Source organism: Phyllobacterium sp. TAF24 (genome assembly GCF_052113785.1).
Lineage (GTDB): Bacteria > Pseudomonadota > Alphaproteobacteria > Rhizobiales > Rhizobiaceae > Phyllobacterium.
The window spans coordinates 20,692-40,511 of the sequence record NZ_JBFRDN010000005.1; the positions used below are offsets into that span (position 1 = coordinate 20,692).

Sequence of the window (19,820 nt, forward strand, 5' to 3'; positions counted from 1 at the left end):
GGCGCGTCCATTGGCCTGATCAAAGGCCAATCATTGTTGCTTTCGGACGATTGGAACACGCATGAGCGTCTCAACTCTGGCTTCGGAGAAGCCAAAAGACATCAGTCAATCTCTCTACCGCGCCATCTGGCGCTGGCATTTTTTCGCTGGCCTTCTGGTCATTCCTTTCATGCTCAATCTTGCCATCACTGGTGGCCTCTATCTCTTCAAGGATGAAATCGACAATACGGTCTTTGCCTATCGCAATGTCGTCACGCCCCATAATGAGGTGCTTGCGCCATCACTGCTGATCAAGAATGCACAAGCGGCGGTGCCCGGTTCGACAATCCTGCGTTATCGCGATCCATCGACACCAACCCAATCAGCACGGGTGATCGTCGGCACTGATGCCGGAAAGGTGCTGGTCTTTGTTGACCCTTATACGGGTTCTGTTCTTGGCAAGGTCGCCGAGAAGCAGGAGTTCAACTGGGTCGTGCGCAAGATCCATAGTCTGGTCTATTTCGGCCTTGCACTTGACCGGGTGGTCGAAGCCGTTGGCGGTCTCGCATTGATCCTCGTTGTCACCGGCTTCTATCTCTGGTGGCCGCGCAAACAAAAAGGCGGCGTCATTACAGTGCGCGGCACGCCCGACAAGCGGGTGTTCTGGCGTGATCTGCATGCTGTGACTGGTGCAGTGGCCGGTGCGCTGATCTTCTTTCTTGCCATCACAGGCATGCCTTGGTCGTCCTATTGGGGCGACAAGCTCAATGGAACATTGGCAAATAACGGTCTTGGCTATCCCACGCAGCTCTGGAACGAGACACCCATATCGCAAATTCCGACAAAGGATGTGCTGACAGAAGCGGGTTGGACCGTAGAAAACGCGCCGGTTCCGACCTCGACAGTCGATGGAGTGGTGAAAAGTGTTGGCCTCGATCAGATCGTCACATCCGCCAAGGCTGAAGGCATTACCCCCGGTTTCGAGGTTTCGCTGCCATCCGATCCGGAAGGCGTCTATACGGCGGCGATCTTTCCCGATGATATCGCCAAACAGCGGACGATCCATTTCGATCAATACACCGGTAAGCCGCTGGTTGATCTGAAGTTTGCCGATTATGGCGCGGGTGCCAAGGCAATCGAGTTCGGCATTGGTGTTCACATGGGTCAGTATTGGGGTCTCCTCAACCAGATTGTCATGCTCATCACCTGCTTTGCCATCATCCTTGCGGCGGTTTCCGCCATGGTCATGTGGTGGAAGCGTCGTCCTTCCGGTCGTCTTGGTGTGCCGCCCATGCCTTCGCAAAAAAGCGTCTTTGCGGCGCTGACTTTGGTCATCCTCGGCTTCGGTGTGCTCTTCCCGCTCACCGGTTTTGCCATTCTGGCGATGCTTGTTCTGGATCAGCTGATCCAGCGTATTCCTTCCCCGCTCAAACGCGTATTCTCGTAACCAAACGGAACTGGAGAACGTCCATGAAATCCACTCTCAAATTTGCCGCCATTGCTCTTCTGGCGACATCCTTTGCAGTGCCTGCACTGGCCCATGATCATGCGGCCATGGGTAAGGGCGATGCAGCCAAGATGAAGAAAGATATGACGCAGGACGCGGTGAAAGTCGGCAATCTTGTGTTCACTGATGCTTTCACCCGCGCCACATTGCCGGGTGCCAAGGTTGGCGGCGGCTATATCTCGATCACCAACGAAGCCAAGGAAGCCGACCGTCTGCTCGGCGGCTCCAGCCCGGTCGCCGCCCGCGTCGAAGTCCACGAAATGAAAATGGACGGCGAAGTGATGAAAATGCGTCAGCTCAAGGATGGCGTTGAAATTCCCGCTGGCGGAACCATCGAACTTGAGCCCGGCGGCATGCACCTAATGTTGTTGGAGATTAAACAGCCTCTGAAGCAGGGTGAAACCGTTCCCGTCACGCTGGAATTCCAGAAGGCGGGTAAAGTTCAGGTCAATCTGAAAGTGGAAGCCGCCGGTGCGACCTCCACGGGGCATGGTCAGTGATGAATGTACGCAATGTCCGTATAGCGCTGTGGTCGGTCATCGGCCTCTTGATCATCTTCCTTGCCTTTACCTATCTGAGTGCCCGCAATGGCAATGAGATAGAGCCGGTCAAACTTGGTGCTCCGTTTTCTCTGATTGATCAGAACGGTGCGCCAATCACCCAGGCGGCGTTCGAGGGGCATCCGACAGCCTTGTTCTTCGGCTTTACCCACTGTCCGGAAGTCTGCCCGACAACATTGTTTGAAATGGCGGGCTGGCTCAAAGCCCTGGGCGATGAAGGCAAGGATCTGCGTGTCTTTTTCATTTCCGTTGACCCCGAGCGTGACACGCCCGAGGTGATGAAGGGCTATACCGCTGCCTTTACCGACCGGATCACCGGTATCACCGGCGATCCCAAGGAAGTCGAAAAACTCATCAAGGGCTGGAAGATTTATGCCCGCAAGGTGCCGACGGAAAATGGTGACTACACCATGGACCACACGGCATCGGTGATGCTGCTGGACCGGGACGCCCGGCTGAAAAGCACCATCGACTACAAGGAAACCACAGAGATGGCATTGAAGAAACTACGGCTTCTCATCGCTTCCTGATTTCCCGCAACAATGAACGAGGCCAATATCCGGCCTCGTTCATGAGGGTTCAATTGTCCAGCATCACCAGATCGAAGCCACCGAGGCGTTCTGGATCGGCAATAGCCTCGATACCGGTGATTTTTCCGTCCATCATTGTCAGGTTCAGCACCACGCGCAACTGACCTTGGATAGAGACAACAATAGCCAGCGCACCATCGATAAGTGCTGGCAGTGCGCCCTGTGCTCGTCCCTTGAAGGTATTGGCCACAGCCTCCGCACCACGAATTTCCGCAAGTGAACCCATCTGCACCGCAGTACTGTCGGCACGGAAGACCACATCCGGATCAAGCAGCGCCAGAAGCGCGCTGAAATCTCCGCCACGCGACGCGGCCAGAAAGGCAGTTACCACTTCACGCTGCCGGGCGAGATTGCGTTCCGGCGTGGTCTCCGTTCCCTGCACCCGCCGCCGTGCCCGGCTGGCAAGCTGCCGCGCCGCATCCGGCGTGCGATCGACAATGGGCGCGATTTCGTCAAAGGACACGCCGAACATATCGTGCAGCACGAAAGCCAGCCGCTCCGCCGGGGCCAGCTTCTCCAATACCACCAAGAGCGCTGCACCAACTGAATCCGCCATCACCACATCGCGTTCAGGATCGCCGCCCGCCACCGGTTCTGGCGTTTGCGGGGTCAGTTGTTCCTCACGGCGGGATTTGCGCGCGCGCAGCATGTCGAGACAGATGCGGGAGATCACGGTTGTCAGCCACCCGCCAAGGTTATCGACACCATCCATTTCCGCGCGGTTGAGCCGCAGCCACACTTCCTGCACCGCATCCTCGGCCTCGGTCATGGAGCCCAGCATGCGGTAGGCAACCTGCCGCAAATGGGCGCGATTGGCCTCGAATTGCTCTGCCAGAAATTTTTTCTCGTTCATCTGTCACATTTCCTCATCCTGTTCCGTCAAAGCAATGACGAACGAAAACCGGCGGATGTGACAAGAAATCGGAGCCGCCGGACCGTCAAGAGCAAATGCCCGGTTATGCACACCGGACCCTGAAAAATGAGAGGAAAGAAAATGCAAGCACGTATGAGCAACCCGGCAATGATCAATCCTGAAGCCATGAAAGCCTTGCAGGCGCTCGCCGCTTCCACCAGCACGAGCGAGTTTCCCAAAGGTATGCTGGAACTGGTCCATTTGCGGGCCAGCCAGATCAATGGCTGCAGCGTCTGTGTTGATATGCATCCACGCATGGCCCGCAAGGCTGGCGAAACCGATGAGCGCCTCTTTGCCGTCTCGGCATGGCGCGATACGCCTTATTTCTCCGATGCCGAACGGGCCGCACTGGCATTGACGGAAGCTGTCACCCGCGTTGCCGACAAATCCGACCCGGTACCGGATGATATCTGGAATGAAGCCGCAAAGCATTTCGATGAAAGGCAGCTTGGAGACCTCGTTCTGGCTATTGCCAACGTCAATGTGTGGAACCGTCTCAACATCGCCACCCGGCAGATACCGGGCGTGTGGAAAGTCTGATCGCAACTTATGCATTCCGCTGTGGCCCTCACGGTCGGCCGCAGCGGATGATGCGCATTGCCCCATTGGCGTTTCTGTTCAACTGCACTATGTGAAGCGTTGGGAAATAATAGGGACAACAAGCATGGCAGGCGTGAGCAAGGAGCAGGTTCTCGATCAGCTGAAAACAGTGACCGGACCTGATTTCAACAGCAATATTGTCGATCTGGGGCTCGTCTCGGATATTTTCATTGCTGACAACAAGGTGTTTTTCTCCATCACTGTTCCGGCGGCGCGTGCCCAGGAACTGGAGCCTCTGCGCTCTGCAGCCGAACGGGTTGTCAAGAACATGCCCGATGTGGCGGGCGCTATTGTCGCGCTGACCGCCGAGAAAAAGGGTGGCCCGACCAGCGATGATGCCGTACCGCGTCCGGCACCTACTGCCCCGCAACGCCCTGCCCAGCGGCCCGCGCCTGCCGGTGCTGTTCCGCCGCCCCGCGTTGCCGCACAGCCTGCGGCAACTCACCAGCATGGCCACGCCGCCGCGCCGGTTAAATCAGGTGTTCCCGGTGTTGGCGCGATTATCGCTGTGGCTTCCGGCAAGGGCGGTGTCGGCAAGTCGACAACCGCCGTCAATCTGGCGCTTGGATTGCAGGCCAATGGCCACCGCGTCGGAATTCTCGATGCGGATATTTATGGCCCGTCCATGCCGCGCCTTTTGCACATCTCAGGCAAACCGGAAGTCGTCTCCGGCCGCGTGCTCAAGCCCATGGAAGGCTACGGTCTGAAAGTCATGTCGATCGGCTTCCTCGTCGATGAGGAAACGCCGATGATCTGGCGTGGCCCAATGGTCATGTCGGCCCTGACGCAGATGCTGCGCGAAGTGCAATGGGGCGATCTGGATGTTCTCGTTGTCGATATGCCGCCCGGCACCGGCGACGCACAATTGACCATGGCACAGCAGGTGCCGCTGGCTGGCGCGGTGATTGTCTCGACGCCGCAGGATCTGGCGCTGATCGATGCGCGCAAGGGCCTGAACATGTTCAAAAAAGTCGATGTGCCATTGCTCGGTATCGTCGAGAATATGAGCTATTTCATCGCGCCCGATACCGGCAATCGCTATGACATTTTCGGTCATGGCGGAGCGCGTGCGGAAGCGGAGCGGCTCGGTGTTCCCTTCCTCGGGGAAGTGCCGCTGGTAATGGAAATCCGCGAAATGTCTGACGCCGGAACGCCCGTTGTGATCAGCAATCCCGAGGGGCCGCAGGCTAAGGTTTACCGCGAGATTGCAGCAAAGGTCTGGGATCAGTTGCAGACGGCGAAGACCCAGGGCAGGGCGGCTCCGGCTATCGTGTTTGAATAGCTGTGTTCTGTGTGTTTGTGGGGTGGTTTTCACCCCCCTCTGTCCTGTCGGACATCTCCCCCACAAGGGGGGAGATCACATTGGCATGAACGCTTTCCCACAACAGGAAACGTTGCAGATTGTGCAAAGGCGGCAAATACAGCTGATCTCCCCCCTTGTGGGGGAGATGCCCGAGAGGGCAGAGAGGGGTGAAACCGCTCCTCAAGTAATCACACTCGGCTTATCGCGGCCGGTGCGGGTCTTTATCTCGGTCAATTCGTCCGCAGCGCTGATAAGGTCTGCCAGAGCCGCTTGCGTTTCAAGGCCGTGGCGCTTCGGGTCTGCCTCATAGCGCTCGATATAGAGCCGCAGCGTTGCCCCCGATGTTCCTGTTCCGGAAAGGCGCAGGACAATGCGCGAACCACCCTCAAAGAGGATGCGGATGCCCTGGTGCTGGCTCACCGATTTGTCGACCGGATCGTGATAGGCAAAATCATCCGCCGTGGTGATTGTCAGCCCCTGCACGGTCTTGCCAGCCAATGTCGGCAACTTGGCGCGCAAGGTGTCGACCAAGCCATTGGCGGATGCCGAATCGACTTCCTCGTAATCGTGGCGGGTATAGTAATTGCGCCCATAGGTGGCCCAATGTTCCCGTGAGATCTGCTGAACACTTTCCTTGCGCACGGCAAGGATGTTGAGCCAGAGCAGAACGGCCCACAGACCATCCTTTTCGCGGACGTGATTGGAGCCGGTGCCTGAGCTTTCCTCACCGCAGATCGTTGCCATATCCGCATCAAGCAGATTGCCGAAGAACTTCCAGCCCGTCGGCGTCTCGTACATGCCGATTTTCAGCTTTTCGGCCACGCGATCCGCAGCGCCGCTTGTGGGCATGGAACGGGCAATGCCTTTGAGCCCAGCCTTATAGCCGGGCGCAAGATGCGCATTGGCTGCCAGCATCGCCAGTGAGTCCGACGGGGTGACATACATGCCCTTGCCGATAATCAGATTGCGATCACCATCGCCATCGGACGCAGCGCCAAAATCAGGGCCATCCGGGGACATCAGCAGATCGTAGAGATCTTTGGCATAGACGAGGTTGGGATCGGGATGGTGTCCGCCGAAATCCTCCAGCGGCACAAAATTCACGCAGGTGCCGTCAGGCGCACCAAGACGGTGTTCGAGGATTTCCTTGCCATAGGGGCCGGTCACGGCATGCATGGAATCGAAGCGTAGCGTGAAGCCTGACTTGATCAATGCGCGGATGGCATCGAAATCGAACAGCGTTTCCATCAGCTCCGCATAGTCGGAGACGGAATCGATAATCTCGACATCCATACCTGCGAGCTGCTGCTTGCCAACGGTATCGATGTCGATGTCAGCGGCTTCCGCGATCTTGTATTCCTTGATCACCTTGGAGTTGGCAAAGACCGCATCAGTGATCTTCTCGGGGGCCGGACCGCCATTGCTGATATTGTATTTGATGCCGAAATCTTCGGTTGGACCACCCGGATTGTGGCTGGCGGAAAGAATAAGGCCGCCGAACGCCTTGTACTTGCGAATGACATTGGAGGCAGCCGGTGTTGAAAGAATGCCGTGATGACCGACAAGGACCCGGCCAAACCCGTTGGCCGCCGCCATCTTCACGGCAATCTGGATGACTTCGCGATTATAATAGCGCCCGTCACCGCCGATTACCAAAGTCTTGCCTTTATAGCCGTCCAGCGAATCGAACACCGACTGGATGAAGTTCTCTACATAGTTCGGTTGCTTGAATTCGGGAACTTTCTTGCGCAGTCCGGATGTTCCCGGCTTCTGATCGTCAAATGGCGTGGTGGCTACGGTTTTAAACATGTGGACCTTCCCGGTTATGCGCATTGAGAACAATCTATGAGCGCCTTGTCGATCAGGTCAACAAGGCAAAAATCAGTTCGATAAATAAAAAGGCCGCCCGAGAGGCAGCCTTTTCGTGCAATTCATAAGTCGGAAAATTAAAGAACCACGACTTTCGCGCCCACTTCGGCACGGTTGAAGAGGTCGATAATGTCCTGATTCATTAGGCGGATACAGCCGGAGGACATCGCCTTGCCGATGGACCACCATTCCGGCGTGCCGTGCAGGCGGTAGCCCGTATCGCCGCCCTTGTTGAAGAGGTAGAGCGCACGTGCGCCAAGCGGATTTTGCAGGCCGGGGTCCATGCCGTCGCGGAATTCAGCCAGTTCCGGCTTGCGCTTGATCATTTCCTTTGGCGGTGTCCAGGTTGGCCATTCGCGCTTCAGGGCAATGCGTGCAGAGCCGGACCATTCAAAACCCTGCTTGCCGACGCCGATGCCGTAACGCATGGCGCGACCATCCCCAAGCATGAAGTAGAGGAACTTTGCATTGGTATCGACAATGATTGTCCCCGGTGCTTCCCCACTATCATAGCGAACTTCCTGACGCAGGAACTGCGGAGGAATTTTGGCGCGTGGAATGGCTGGAAGCACATATCCCGCGTCAGTCACAGAAGAATAGGAGGCAGTTGAATAGTTGAAGCCGAACGTGGAACAGCCGGTCAGAGCAGTTGCACCCATCAGTCCAACTGCAAGAGCGATCGTCTTGAGTTGCATAGTCACCCCATCAAGTATTGGCCGAATCCAAGGCGATTCAGTTGTCTTCCCTCATTACTGCCATTATTGTTAATGCTTGATTAACCGTAAAGCGTAGTTTTCTGTTAACCACGTTTTCTTCAACCAACTGGTGCATTTTTGCCGTATTCGGTTGCAGAGTTTTCAAAGATACTTGCGCCATGCCCCTTGTGATTCCCGGTCAGACCAGTCCGCTCATCGATGGACGCCAGTCAGAAAATGCCATGCTGGTGCGCCGCGGCGTGCAGCGGCTGTTTCTGGAGCTTGGTTTGGCTGTCGTGCCGGAGCTGCCGCTGGCCTCCGGACGACGTGCGGATTTGGTGGCTTTGTCGCGTAATGGTGAAATATGGATTGTTGAAATCAAGTCATCGATTGAGGACTGGAAGGTCGACAGGAAATGGCCCGAATACCGCGCCCATTGCGACAGGCTGTTCTTTGCCACCCATCCCGGCGTTCCGGCAGATATTTTCCCTGATGATTGCGGGTTCATATTATCGGATGGTTATGGCGCTGAAATCCTGCGCGATGCCCCGGAGCACAAATTGCCCGGCGCCACCCGCAAGGCGATGACCCTGCGTTTTGCGCGGGTAAGCGCTGCACGCATGACGCTTGCTGAACTGTCGGGGATACATTTGCCTGAGACGGATGTGGAGTAGGTGTTTGTGATGTGTTGCAGAGTTGTTGCAGGTTCGTGGTTCGACAAGCTCACCATGAGGGAGAGTGAGGATGCAACGCTAATCGCAGAGATTGCAGAAAAATGGGCCATGCCCCTCTTTCCGTCATCCTCGGGCTTGACCCGAGGACCCACGACAAAGCGGCAAAACCACTACAATGCCGGTAACTCCCGTGTTTCTCGATCATGGGTCCTCGGGTCAAGCCCGAGGATGACGGGAGGCGTGTCTCTGTCATGGTGAGTTGCGCCTACTGCATAGGCTGCAAAAACCGATGACATAGAAACTCAGCGCGGGGCGCGTTTGGCGAGGATGCGTTGCAGCGTGCGGCGATGCATGTTGAGGCGGCGCGCTGTTTCGGAAACATTGCGGTCACACATTTCATAGACACGCTGAATATGCTCCCAGCGAACACGATCCGCTGACATCGGATTCTCAGGCGGAGCAACCTTGGCACCGGAGCGCCGGGTCAGTGCAGCAAACACCTCGTCCGCATCGGCAGGCTTCGACAGGTAATCGATGGCACCCAGCTTCACGGCATTAACAGCAGTCGCGATATTGCCGTAGCCGGTTAAGACAATTGCGCGGGTATCTTCGCGGCGCGCCCGGATTGCTTCGATGATATCGAGACCATTGCCATCACCAAGGCGCATGTCAACAACCGCATAGGCAGGTGCGTGCGTCTTGACGCTGGCAAGTCCGGCTTCGACCGATTCAGCGATCGCCACCGTAAACCCGCGGGATTCCATGGCGCGCGCAAGGCGCTGCAAAAAGGGCTTGTCGTCGTCAACAAGTAACAACGTTCGATCGCCGCCTATGGCCGCAATATCGTCCTGATCCGTGTGTTCCATCAGGGTTTCCTGCTCATTTCTTACAAATATACTCCGTTAATGGTTCGCAATGAACAAAAAGTCAAAGGTTATCCGTTTTGTTCATCAAGTTGGTTGCGCGGCCAAGTCACAACAACTTCCGCGCCTTGGCCCGGATCATTGCGATTACGGAAGGTTATGGCTGCGCCAGAGCGTTCCAGCAGGGTTTTGGCGATGAACAGCCCGAGGCCCAGGCCGCCACCATGTTCATTGATCTCGCGGTCGCGGCCAGTGGTATAGGGCTCGCCGATTCGGTCGAGAATATCAGCCGGGAAACCTTTTCCGTCATCGGCGACGACAATCTGCACCGTCTTGTCAGTCCAGCCCCAACTGACCTCAATGGTCTCGCGGGCGAAATCCACGGCGTTCTCAACCAGATTGCCAAGGCCATAAATGATACCCGGATTGCGGCGGATAACCGGCTCGTGGCCTTCGCCGCGCAGTTTTGTTACCTCGATGCTGATGCCGAAATTGCGGTTGGGTTCGATGACTTCCTCGATCAGCGAGGAAATCTTCAACCGGGACATATGCTCTTCGCTCTCGGAGGAAAGGCTGGTCAGGCGCTTCAAAATTTCCCGGCAGCGATCAGTCTGCGAGCGTAAAAGTTCGACATCTTCGGCAAAGCGATCATCCTGTGCCAGTGCCCGCTGCATTTCCTTGGCGACAAGCGCGATGGTGGCAAGCGGTGTGCCAAGTTCATGCGCTGCTGCTGCGGCAAGGCCATCAAGTGCCGAAAGGTGCTGTTCGCGTTGCAGGATCAGTTCCGTCGCGGTGAGCGCGTCGGCAAGCAGGCGGGCTTCTTCGGCAACGCGGTAAGCATAGACAGCGGTAAAGACCAGCGCAGAGACAACAGAACACCAGACGCCCGCGACGAGCACAAAGGGCAATTGCAAGGTCTGATCAGGATACCAGGGCAGGGGCAGATGGAAATAGGCCAGTGCCGTTGCGCAGACCGTCACGAGAATGCCGAGTATGACGGTGGATGATGCCGGCAGTGATGTGGCGGAGATAATAACCGGAACAATCATGAGGACGGCAAAGGGGTTCTGCAGACCGCCAGTCATATAAAGCAGTCCAGCCACCTGCAGAATGTCAAAGGCAAGAACGGTGATCGCCGCCCGTGGTTCAAGGCGGTGATTGATCGGGTAGCGGAACGACAAAAGCAGATTCAACCATGCCGAGCAGGCAATCAATGCGAAGCAGATGCTGACCGGGAACGGGAATTTCAGATAGAGCGCGACAAAGAGAACCGCGATGCTCTGACCAGCAACCGCCAGCCAGCGCAGGCGGATCAATGTTGTCAGCCGCAGTCGCCGCGACAGATAGGAGGAACGTATGCCGAATTCTTGAGCCATGGGCGAGCTTTAGAACAAACCCGATGCAAAGGGAATTCTCGTTTTACGTCGTTGGTTACGGTTCCAGGATCGGGACTTAGGTGCCGCGCGGCTTGGCGCGGCTGGTGGGCAGGGCCTGCGCCGGGTCCTCAGGCCAGACATGTCTTGGATAGCGCCCGCGCATGTCGCTGCGCACATCCGCCCATGAGCCTTTCCAGAACCCCGGCAGGTCACGGGTAATCTGGATTGGCCGGTGTGCGGGGGAGAGGAGCTCAAGCAGCAGCGGGATTGTACCCTCGGCGATAGCAGGATGGGTGCCAAGCCCGAACAGTTCCTGCACACGCACCGCGAGAACGGGGTCATCGGCGTCATAGCGGATGGGAATGTTCGATCCTGTTGGTACCTCGAAATGCGTCGGTGCCAATGTGTCGATCTTGCGTTGCAAATCGTAAGGCACCAGCGAACGCAATCCATCCGTCAGCACATGCACGGGTATCTGGTTGAGATTTGATGCGCCTGACAGGAATGGCAGCAGCCAATCATCGAGTGTCGCGATCAGATCCGCATCCGCCATGGATGGCCATGGCGCGCCAAGCCCCTTGTGCAACCATGCGAGCCGCCGCCGCAGGATCATCGCTTCCTTCGACCAGGGCAGGATATCGAGACCATGATTGCGCACCGCTTCGACAACACCTTGGTTGGCCTGTTCGCCTGTGGGTGCAGGCAGGTTCTTTTCCGATAGCGCTATGGCCCCGATACGGGTGGCATCGCGGGCCTGCAAAGCATTGCGGGCGGCATCGTATGTGACCTGCTTTCCGCTGATAATGCGATCCGCCAGCGCCGCGCGGATTTCCGTTTCGGATATTTCTGTTGCCGCCAGAATGCGGGCTTTTCCAGCCCTGCCTGCCAGATCGGCAACCACCAGCCATGGAGAGCGTGCCAGAGAGGTCGCCGCGTCAACCTCGCCGCCGCGCCCGTTGGCCAGCGTGAACTGTCCATTGCCGCGCGATTTGGCGATACGATCAGGATAGGCATCAATGAGCAGGCGCCCGACGCTATCCGGTTCCGGCGCGTGCCCGGCGTCGCGTCCCGCCAGCCGCTTTGCCAGCCCTCGCGCACGTGTTGCGCGGTCGCCGCGTTCGCGCTGGAAGCGGGAAAGACGCACATCAAGGTCGATATCATTGCCGCCAAGCCCGCGTTCGGTCAGAAGCACCGCAAGCTCCGCCGCGCGCCCGGCCTGTCCGCGTTCGCGCGCTGTCAACACCATATGCGCCAGACGCGCCGGCAGGGCGAGGGCGCGCATGGCATTGCCCATCGGGGTAATGCGGTCGCCGCCCAGCGCGCCAAGGTTTTCAAGCAGGGCTTTGGCTTCCTTGATGGCAGGCGCTGGCGGCAAATCGAGAAATGACAGGCTGCGCGGATCGCCAACACCCCATGCCGCACAATCAAGCACCAGCCCGGTAAGATCAGCTTCGAGAATTTCGGGTGGCGCGAATGCTTCCAGTGCCGCCGTTTGTTCGGCCCGCCACAGGCGCAAGGCAATGCCCGGTTCCGTGCGCCCCGCACGTCCCGCCCGCTGGTCGACCGCTGCCCGGGCGGCGCGCACTGTTTCCAACCGGGTCAGGCCGGTTGCCGGTTCGAATTTTGGCAGGCGCGCAAGGCCGCTATCGATGACAACGCGCACGCCGTCGATGGTGATTGACGTCTCGGCGATGGAGGTGGCCAGCACCACTTTGCGCTTGCCCGCAGGTGCAGGCTTGATTGCCGCGTCCTGATCGCGTCCCTCAAGCGCGCCATAGAGTGGCACGATCATCGTATCTGCGCCGACACGCCCCTCCAACGCCCCTGCTGTTCGCTCGATCTCGCGTTGGCCGGGAAGGAAGGCGAGGATGCTTCCGGTCTCGGTCGCCAGCGTATCGCGGATCGCTCTGGCCATGGCATCTTCGATCTTTTCATCGGGCTTGCGTTCGCGATAACGCGTTTCGATGGGGAATGAACGGCCTTTGCTTTCCAGCACAGGCGCATTTCCCAAAAGCTGCGCAACGCGCGCGCCATCAAGCGTTGCCGACATCACCAGAAGTTTCAGATCCGGCCGCAAGGCTGCCTGCACATCAAGCGCCAGCGCCAGACCGAAATCCGCATCGAGACTACGCTCGTGGAATTCATCGAACAGCACCACCGCGACGTCCTTTAAATCAGGATCATCAAGGATCATCCGGGCAAAAACACCTTCGGTCACAACCAGAATGCGTGTCCTCGCCGAAACCTTGTTTTCAAGCCGCATGCGGTAGCCAACGGTCGCGCCAACCTCCTCGCCAAGCAGGCTGGCCATGCGGCTTGCTGCTGCCCGCGCTGCCAGACGGCGCGGTTCAAGCAGGATAATGGTGCGCTCGCCGCGCCAGCTGGCGTCAAGCAGGTGCAGGGGAATGAGCGTTGTCTTGCCCGCACCGGGCGGCGCAACGACAACCGCCGCATGGCCACCTGCCAGCGCTTCATCCAGCGCTGGAAAAATCTCGGTAACGGGCAGGAGAGGCAGATCGGGCACGGGCGAAATCCAAGGATGAAATGTCAGGCCGTTTTGACAAGGTTTACTGTCGCAAGTCCATAGCCTTGTGTTTCCCTTCCTACCAGTTGCCCTGATCGGCGACGGGAAATGTCGCCGATTTGATTGACGACACCGGCTATCATCCTGCACAACAGCAAATCAGTACACCGCACTTAAAAGACGTATCAGGGAGAGTTTGAATGAAATCGCGCGCCGCCGTTGCCTGGGAAGCCAAGAAGCCACTGACCATCGAGACAATCGAGATTGGCGGGCCGAAGCCGGGCGAGGTTCTGGTGGAAGTCATGGCCACCGGCGTGTGCCATACGGATGCTTACACGCTCTCCGGCCTTGATTCCGAAGGCAAATTTCCCGCCATCCTTGGCCATGAGGGCGCAGGCATTGTGCGCGAACTCGGCGCTGGCGTCACGTCGCTGAAAGTCGGCGATCACGTCATCCCGCTTTACACGCCGGAATGCCGCCAGTGCAAAACCTGTCTGTCGCAACGCTCCAATCTCTGCACCTCCATCCGCTCGACTCAAGGCCAGGGCGTTATGCCCGATGGTACCAGCCGCTTTTCCTGCGATGGCGGTGAAGTGTTCCATTATATGGGTTGCTCGACCTTCTCCAATTTCACCATCCTGCCTGAGATCGCTTTGGCGAAAGTGCGCGAGGACGCGCCATTTGACAAGATTTGCTATATCGGCTGCGGTGTAACGACGGGCATCGGCGCGGTTATCTATACGGGCAAGGTCTGGCCCGGCGCGAATGTTGTCGTGTTTGGCCTTGGCGGTATCGGCCTCAATGTCATTCAGGGTGCCCGCATGGTAGGTGCGGACAAGATCATCGGCGTTGATCTCAATCCAGCCAAGGTTGAGATCGCGAAAAAGTTCGGGATGACCCATTTCGTCAACCCCAACGAAGTGGGCAATGACAAGGTCGTGCAGGCCATTCAGGACTTGACCGATGGCGGTGCGGATTTCTCCTTTGATGCCACTGGTAATACCAATGTCATGCGGCAGGCGCTGGAATGCTGCCATCGTGGTTGGGGCACCAGCATTGTTATCGGCGTTGCGGAAGCCGGCAAGGAAATTGCAACCCGGCCGTTCCAGCTCGTCACCGGGCGCAACTGGCGTGGCACCGCCTTCGGCGGCGCGCGCGGCCGCACGGATGTGCCGAAAATCGTCGACTGGTACATGGAAGGCAAGATCGAGATCGACTCGCTCATCACCCACACCATGCCGCTTGATGAAATCAACACCGCCTTCGATCTGATGCACGAAGGCAAGTCGATCCGCTCGGTTGTGGTCTTCTGATGGACCCTGCCGATTACACGGTGGATGTGCGCGGGATTGATGAATTCGGCCCGCGCGATCTCTATGCCATGCTGCGCATGCGGGTTGATGTGTTCATTGTCGAGCAGAAATGCCCCTATCCGGAATTGGATGGCAAAGACATTGAGGCGTTGCATCTGAGGCTTTTCAGCGGTGATGAGCTGGTGGCAAGCGCCCGCCTGCGCCAGCCGCATGGCGCTGGCAGCGATGCGCGTATCGGCCGGGTCGTCGTCTCGCCTGTTCATCGCGGCAAGCGGCTGGGTGATCGGCTGATGGCGGAGGCGATTGCTGAATGTGAACGGCGCTACCCGGATAGCCCGATTGCTTTGTCGGCCCAAAGCCATTTGCAGCGGTTTTACGAATCCTTTGGCTTTTTGCCGGTTTCCGGGGAATATCTCGAAGACAATATTCCTCATGTGGATATGCAACGGCCAGTGACGGCAAAAGCGGGGTAGGATGTTGATACTGCGGCGGCACAATCCCTTCTATCTTGCAGCGATTATCGGCATTGCAGCGCTGGCGCTCGCTCTGGCGTTCTACCCGCGCCTTGCCTATGTGATCGGCGCAAACGCCTTTTTCATCGTCTATCTTGTGCTCTCTGCGTTCAAGATTCACCGTCTGACGGCAGCCTTTCTCAGGAAGAATGCCGCCCGTTCCGATGAGCCGATCTGGATTATTTTTGCCGTGACATTCTGCACGGTTGTCGTGGCTGTGGGCTCGCTGTTCGTCTTGATCAACAGTGAGAAAAACCCGCATTTGCTCGATCTTTCTCTGGCATTGGCTGCAGTGCCGCTTGGCTGGTTCACCATTCATATGATGACCGCCATTCATTATGCCCATCTTTACTGGCAGCCGGATGAGACGGCGGACGGCGCAAAAGATGCGCCGCGCAAACATGTGGGCGGTCTGGACTTTCCCGGCGAAAAAGAACCCGGCGGCATCGAGTTTCTCTATTTTTCCTTTGTCATCGGTATGACGGCCCAGACCTCGGATACCGCTGTCACCAGCACCGAAATGCGCAAGGTCAATCTGCTGCACGCCATTGTTTCATTCTTCTTCAACACCGTTCTTGTCGCGGCAGCGGTGAATGTCGCCGTCTCGCTCGGCCAATAATCAACACATAAAATCTCACGGGAATTGTCATGGAAACGCTATCGATCGCCAAAAGTTTTGACGGTACGCAAGGGGTCTATCGTCATCGCAGCGATGCCTGCCAATGCGACATGACCTTTGCGGTTTTCCTGCCGCCGCAGGCAAAGGATGGTCCAGTGCCGGTGCTGTGGTATCTGTCGGGTCTTACCTGCACCCACCAGAATGTCATGGACAAGGGCGAATATCGCCGAGCCGCCGCCGAGCATGGAGTGGCCATCATCTGCCCTGATACCAGCCCGCGCGGCGAGCATGTGCCCGACGAAACGGACAATTGGCAATTCGGTAAAGGCGCGGGCTTTTATCTCGATGCGACGCAGGCGCCCTATGCCACCAATTATCGCATGGCAAGTTATATCGCCGAGGAACTGCCCGCGCTGATCGCCGCTAATTTCCCCGTTGATATGGCGCGTCAGGGCATTTTCGGCCACTCCATGGGCGGGCACGGCGCGATCACGCTGGCGCTCAAAAACCCTGATCGATTCAGGTCCGTATCGGCCTTCGCTCCGATTACCCGTCCGGGCGTTGCGGGCTGGTCACGTCCCGCTTTTGAGAAATATCTTGGCCCGGATCAGGCAGCTTGGCGCGCCTATGACAGCGTGCTTCTGATCGAAGACGGCCACCGGGTGCCGGAATTGCTGGTGGATCAGGGCAAGGCCGATGGTTTTCTCGATGATGGCCTGCGTCCATGGCTGTTGGAAGTCGCCTGCAAGCGCGCCGGTATTCCGCTGACGCTGAACATGCGCGATGGCTATGACCATTCCTACTTTTTCATCTCGACTTTCATGGCCGATCACATCGCCTGGCATGCGGCGCGGCTTGGCTAGACCCGCGCCATGCGTGGATCATTGGCAAAGATCGCACGGCTGAAACCCAGCCGAATATCAGGCTGATCGCAAATGGCTTTGACGCCATAATCGGAAAACACCAGCCGCCACGTCGTCGTGTGCGTCGGGCGGGGCATGGCAAAGGCGGCGCAGGAGAGAAGCGCGAGATTGGCACCGCCCGATGGATCGCGCACCGACTTGTAGCGGATAATCTCGATTTCAGCCTCGTGTGCCGCATCGGCAAGCGCAAGACAGGCCGAGTAATCGGACAGGTGCGTCCAGTGCTCCGCATGCTGCACAAAGGGCGCAGCCATCAGATCGATGCCGCGCTTGGTGGCGTAGCGGGCTTCAAATGCGGTGAATTCCAGCGCATTGCGCGGCCATGGCGTGCCGGGGCTCTCGCTGAAGAACAGCAGCCGGTAAAAGGCCGTTTCGGCAACGGCTGTCTCCACCACCTCGCTGGCATAGAACACGCCGGGGGAATAGCCTTCGCGCCGGAAGCGCGAATTGCCGGGATAGCGGCCATAGCGGAACGGCGTTGCCAGCAGATAGTCGAGATGCACACAGGCCTGCGGAAGGGGTGGTTTCGTCGCCTCGATCTCGTCTTCAAGCAAAGCCTGCTCGTCGAGCGTATCGACAAGTTTCATGGTGGAAACGCGGTGCTGGGCTTCAACAAGACGCCAGCAGGCGCCGTGCCTGTCACGCGCCTCAGATCGGAGCGCGTCGGGCGTCCAGATAGGCGAGGACATGGGCGAGACCGTCAATGGTTTTGATGCGATTGAGCGGCTTGCCGCCAAGCATGCTGTTGTCAGTGCGGATCCAGTGCCGGGCGACGGTATCGTCACCACCGACAATGGCGTCGAGGGAGCGGTAAAGGCGGATGAACAGGAGCGCCAGTTCGTAGCTTTTGCCGGTCAGCGGCGTGCCATCCTCACTGCGCTTCAGGCGTGATATGGTCGGCTCCGACAATCCAACCACTGTTGACAGCTCCTTGGCGGTCAGCCCGAGCAGTTCGGCTGAGCGCAACAAGGCTTTCGAGACAACCGCAGTCTTGCTGGAGCGTTCCGGTGTGCGTTGAGTGAGTGCCGACATAATTATACCTTTCTTCTGAAAGGAATATAGCGTTTATTTCATGTGAAATCAATTGGCGGGTTTATTGTTTGTCTATGCGGGGTTACAGGGGGCTTTCTGCCATTGGGTCGAGGCATTTCACCCTCCTCTGTCCTGTCGGACTACTCCCCCACAAGGGGGGAGATCACATCGACACAAACGCTTTCCCATAACAGGAAGCATTTCAAATTGTGCAAAGGCAGTACTGACAGCTGATCTCCCCCCTTGTGGGGGAGATGTCCGATAGGACAGAGGGGGGTGAATGCCGCCGTTTTTGGATCGCCCGTCTTTCCCACCTTTCAATAACCAGACGCAAAAGCGGGCGTGGCAATGGGGAAGCTTAATCATGTCGGCTGCAAATCGATTGTTGCGCCCTTCGACAAGCTCAGGATGAGGGGTTTGGTTTGGTTGCAAAACTAATCTCCACCATTGCAGAACTTGACTCCTCAGCAACCCACCCCCACCGTCATCCTCGGGCTTGACCCGAGGACCCACGACTAAGGAGATTAGGTGAATCCGGATATTCAGCACTTTGGGGTTATGGGTCCTCGGGCTTAACCCGAGGACTGAGGATGACGGGGAGGTATGTCGAACCACGCGCCATGTTAATGCAACGCTCACTCTCTTAATGTGGATAAGGGAGAGCAAAGCGTCTGAAAGATTCGAAAATTACCAAAGACATTGGTTCTTCTAACGCTCTGATGACAGGAGCTTCCGAGATGCTTCCAAACCGGAACAAAGCCTTTGTGCAAGGAACAACACCATTGCCGCTCCGATTCCTGCACGGCAATAAGTGAGCAATATCAGTTGATTGTCTACATATTGATGTTTGGTCTGTTGATGGAATGTCATTTATGGAGTCTCCCGCTATTCGGTGGGATAAAAATGAATTAAAGTACTAAAGATATAAATGTATGCAACACACATATATATGGATGCAGATGAATTCACAACTGGTAAATTTACTGGGAGCCCTGTCATTGGCACTGGCCGATGCGCAGATTGAAGCTGTGCAGGAAAGCAGCGGTGTTGGAACCGCTGGTTGTGCAACTTTGGTGGCATTGGGTCATTATCCCAATCTGACGCTCCGGGAGATTGCGACCATTGCGGGGCTCAGCCATTCCGTGATCGTGCGAACGGTTGAGGCGCTCGTCAGCGCTGGTCTTGTTATTAAAGCATCGGGTAAGGACAAGCGTGAAGTAACGCCGCAACTTACCCCTGAAGGACAACGCATTCGCGAAGCCTTGATCAACGCCCGTGCGGGGGTCCTTGCGAAAGCACTCGTCAACCTGTCGCCGCAAAAGCAGGATGTTTTGCACGGCCTGGTGTCGGAAATGCTGGAAAACCTGACAATCGATCGCGATCAATCCGATCATCTTTGCAGGCTGTGCGATGAAGCAGCCTGTGGACCGGATTGTCCTGTGGAAATGAAAGTTCAGAGAATGAAAGGTGCTGATCGCGGAATGAACCACTGAGTTCAGATCAGATCGCAAAGAAAGATTGCAGAAGCGGTGTGCGTGGTTCGCCCTTCGACAGGCTCAGGAGGCTCACCATAAGGGAGAGAGGTAGGTTGCAGGGAGCCAAGTTCTGCAACTGCAATGTTGGGTGATGTATTCACCCCCCTCTGCCTTGTCAGGCATCTCCCCCACAAGGGGGGAGATCAGCTGTCAGTACAGCCTTCGCACAATCTCCAATGTTTCCTGTTGTGGAAAGCATTCATGTCAGTGTGGGGGAAGATGGGCGACAGCCCAGAGGGGGGTGAACGCCGCCGCTGCATGGTTCGTGGTTCGACAAGCTCACCATGAGGGAGAGGGGTGGCTGTAACGATAATCGCAGCACTACAGAATCACACATGCTGCAGAATAAAGCTCCCTGCAACCCATCTCTCCGTCATCCTCGGGCTCGACCCGAGGACCCACGACTAAGGAGATTAGGTAAATCCGGATATTC

19 protein-coding genes are annotated in these 19,820 nt (G+C 57.2%); 11 read left to right on the top strand and 8 right to left on the bottom strand.

Annotation, left to right across the window (positions count from 1 at the left end; translation table 11 throughout):
• The first annotated feature begins 61 nt into the window (after window positions 1-61).
• The 3 genes from AB4Y96_RS06070 to AB4Y96_RS06080 are packed head-to-tail and all read left to right on the top strand — an operon-like array spanning window position 62 to window position 2,576.
• Complete coding sequence (locus AB4Y96_RS06070; protein WP_441916274.1) at window positions 62-1,426, top strand: PepSY-associated TM helix domain-containing protein; 1,365 nt, start codon at window positions 62-64, stop codon at window positions 1,424-1,426.
• Between the two features lie 23 nt (window positions 1,427-1,449).
• The gene (locus tag AB4Y96_RS06075; protein ID WP_091878831.1) at window positions 1,450-1,986 is read left to right on the top strand and encodes a copper chaperone PCu(A)C; all 537 of its coding nucleotides are present in this window, start codon (window positions 1,450-1,452) and stop codon (window positions 1,984-1,986) included.
• Window positions 1,986-2,576: an SCO family protein gene (locus AB4Y96_RS06080; protein WP_091878830.1), complete on the top strand. Its 591-nt coding sequence runs from the start codon at window positions 1,986-1,988 to the stop codon at window positions 2,574-2,576. The genes AB4Y96_RS06075 and AB4Y96_RS06080 overlap by 1 nt, the downstream gene beginning before the upstream one ends.
• A 49-nt stretch (window positions 2,577-2,625) precedes the next feature.
• Here AB4Y96_RS06080 and AB4Y96_RS06085 read toward each other — a convergent pair whose 3' ends face one another.
• Window positions 2,626-3,489, bottom strand: a complete 864-nt coding sequence (locus AB4Y96_RS06085) for a sigma-70 family RNA polymerase sigma factor (RefSeq protein ID WP_441916275.1) — start codon at window positions 3,487-3,489, stop codon at window positions 2,626-2,628.
• A gap of 141 nt (window positions 3,490-3,630) precedes the next feature.
• Between AB4Y96_RS06085 and AB4Y96_RS06090 the strand changes: the two genes are divergently transcribed.
• A complete protein-coding gene (locus tag AB4Y96_RS06090; protein ID WP_091878827.1) occupies window positions 3,631-4,089 on the top strand; it encodes a carboxymuconolactone decarboxylase family protein in 459 nt (152 codons plus the stop codon).
• Window positions 4,090-4,213: 124 nt separating this feature from the next.
• A complete protein-coding gene (locus AB4Y96_RS06095) occupies window positions 4,214-5,431 on the top strand; it encodes an Mrp/NBP35 family ATP-binding protein (RefSeq protein WP_091878825.1) in 1,218 nt (405 codons plus the stop codon).
• Between the two features lie 201 nt (window positions 5,432-5,632).
• Here AB4Y96_RS06095 and AB4Y96_RS06100 read toward each other — a convergent pair whose 3' ends face one another.
• Both AB4Y96_RS06100 and AB4Y96_RS06105 read right to left on the bottom strand, forming a co-directional pair.
• Window positions 5,633-7,261 carry an alpha-D-glucose phosphate-specific phosphoglucomutase gene (locus AB4Y96_RS06100; protein ID WP_441916276.1) on the bottom strand — a complete coding sequence of 543 codons (1,629 nt, stop codon included), beginning with the start codon at window positions 7,259-7,261 and terminating at the stop codon, window positions 5,633-5,635.
• A 137-nt stretch (window positions 7,262-7,398) separates the two neighbouring features.
• On the bottom strand, window positions 7,399-8,016 hold the full coding sequence (locus AB4Y96_RS06105) for a L,D-transpeptidase (RefSeq protein WP_091878821.1): 618 nt from the start codon (window positions 8,014-8,016) through the stop codon (window positions 7,399-7,401).
• Between the two features lie 179 nt (window positions 8,017-8,195).
• On the opposite strand from AB4Y96_RS06105, the gene AB4Y96_RS06110 reads away from it, so the two are divergent.
• Window positions 8,196-8,690, top strand: a complete 495-nt coding sequence (locus AB4Y96_RS06110) for an MmcB family DNA repair protein (protein ID WP_091878819.1) — start codon at window positions 8,196-8,198, stop codon at window positions 8,688-8,690.
• Between the two features lie 302 nt (window positions 8,691-8,992).
• Here AB4Y96_RS06110 and AB4Y96_RS06115 read toward each other — a convergent pair whose 3' ends face one another.
• The 3 genes from AB4Y96_RS06115 to hrpB all read right to left on the bottom strand — a co-directional run bounded on the left by AB4Y96_RS06115 (window position 8,993) and on the right by hrpB (window position 13,453).
• Window positions 8,993-9,556: an ActR/PrrA/RegA family redox response regulator transcription factor gene (locus tag AB4Y96_RS06115; protein WP_091878818.1), complete on the bottom strand. Its 564-nt coding sequence runs from the start codon at window positions 9,554-9,556 to the stop codon at window positions 8,993-8,995.
• Window positions 9,557-9,624: 68 nt separating this feature from the next.
• Window positions 9,625-10,929, bottom strand: a complete 1,305-nt coding sequence (locus AB4Y96_RS06120; RefSeq protein WP_441916277.1) for an ActS/PrrB/RegB family redox-sensitive histidine kinase — start codon at window positions 10,927-10,929, stop codon at window positions 9,625-9,627.
• 76 nt (window positions 10,930-11,005) lie between these two features.
• Window positions 11,006-13,453: an ATP-dependent helicase HrpB gene (gene hrpB / locus AB4Y96_RS06125; RefSeq protein WP_441916278.1), complete on the bottom strand. Its 2,448-nt coding sequence runs from the start codon at window positions 13,451-13,453 to the stop codon at window positions 11,006-11,008.
• 200 nt (window positions 13,454-13,653) lie between these two features.
• Here hrpB and AB4Y96_RS06130 point away from each other — a divergent pair, with 200 nt between their 5' ends.
• The 4 genes from AB4Y96_RS06130 to fghA are packed head-to-tail and all read left to right on the top strand — an operon-like array spanning window position 13,654 to window position 16,760.
• Window positions 13,654-14,766 carry an S-(hydroxymethyl)glutathione dehydrogenase/class III alcohol dehydrogenase gene (locus tag AB4Y96_RS06130; protein ID WP_091878813.1) on the top strand — a complete coding sequence of 371 codons (1,113 nt, stop codon included), beginning with the start codon at window positions 13,654-13,656 and terminating at the stop codon, window positions 14,764-14,766.
• A complete protein-coding gene (locus AB4Y96_RS06135; RefSeq protein WP_441916279.1) occupies window positions 14,766-15,239 on the top strand; it encodes a GNAT family N-acetyltransferase in 474 nt (157 codons plus the stop codon). Before AB4Y96_RS06130 ends, AB4Y96_RS06135 begins: the two co-directional genes overlap by 1 nt.
• Before the next feature lies 1 nt (window position 15,240).
• On the top strand, window positions 15,241-15,897 hold the full coding sequence (locus AB4Y96_RS06140) for a DUF1345 domain-containing protein (RefSeq protein WP_441916280.1): 657 nt from the start codon (window positions 15,241-15,243) through the stop codon (window positions 15,895-15,897).
• Between the two features lie 29 nt (window positions 15,898-15,926).
• Window positions 15,927-16,760: an S-formylglutathione hydrolase gene (gene fghA / locus AB4Y96_RS06145; protein WP_441916281.1), complete on the top strand. Its 834-nt coding sequence runs from the start codon at window positions 15,927-15,929 to the stop codon at window positions 16,758-16,760.
• On the opposite strand, the gene AB4Y96_RS06150 is transcribed toward fghA, so the two are convergent.
• Both AB4Y96_RS06150 and AB4Y96_RS06155 read right to left on the bottom strand, forming a co-directional pair.
• A complete protein-coding gene (locus tag AB4Y96_RS06150) occupies window positions 16,757-17,509 on the bottom strand; it encodes an RES family NAD+ phosphorylase (protein ID WP_441916282.1) in 753 nt (250 codons plus the stop codon). The genes fghA and AB4Y96_RS06150 overlap by 4 nt on opposite strands.
• Window positions 17,469-17,852 carry an MbcA/ParS/Xre antitoxin family protein gene (locus AB4Y96_RS06155; RefSeq protein WP_091880126.1) on the bottom strand — a complete coding sequence of 128 codons (384 nt, stop codon included), beginning with the start codon at window positions 17,850-17,852 and terminating at the stop codon, window positions 17,469-17,471. Before AB4Y96_RS06155 ends, AB4Y96_RS06150 begins: the two co-directional genes overlap by 41 nt.
• Before the next feature lie 959 nt (window positions 17,853-18,811).
• Here AB4Y96_RS06155 and AB4Y96_RS06160 point away from each other — a divergent pair.
• On the top strand, window positions 18,812-19,345 hold the full coding sequence (locus AB4Y96_RS06160; protein WP_441916283.1) for a MarR family winged helix-turn-helix transcriptional regulator: 534 nt from the start codon (window positions 18,812-18,814) through the stop codon (window positions 19,343-19,345).
• The last annotated feature ends 475 nt before the right edge of the window (window positions 19,346-19,820 follow it).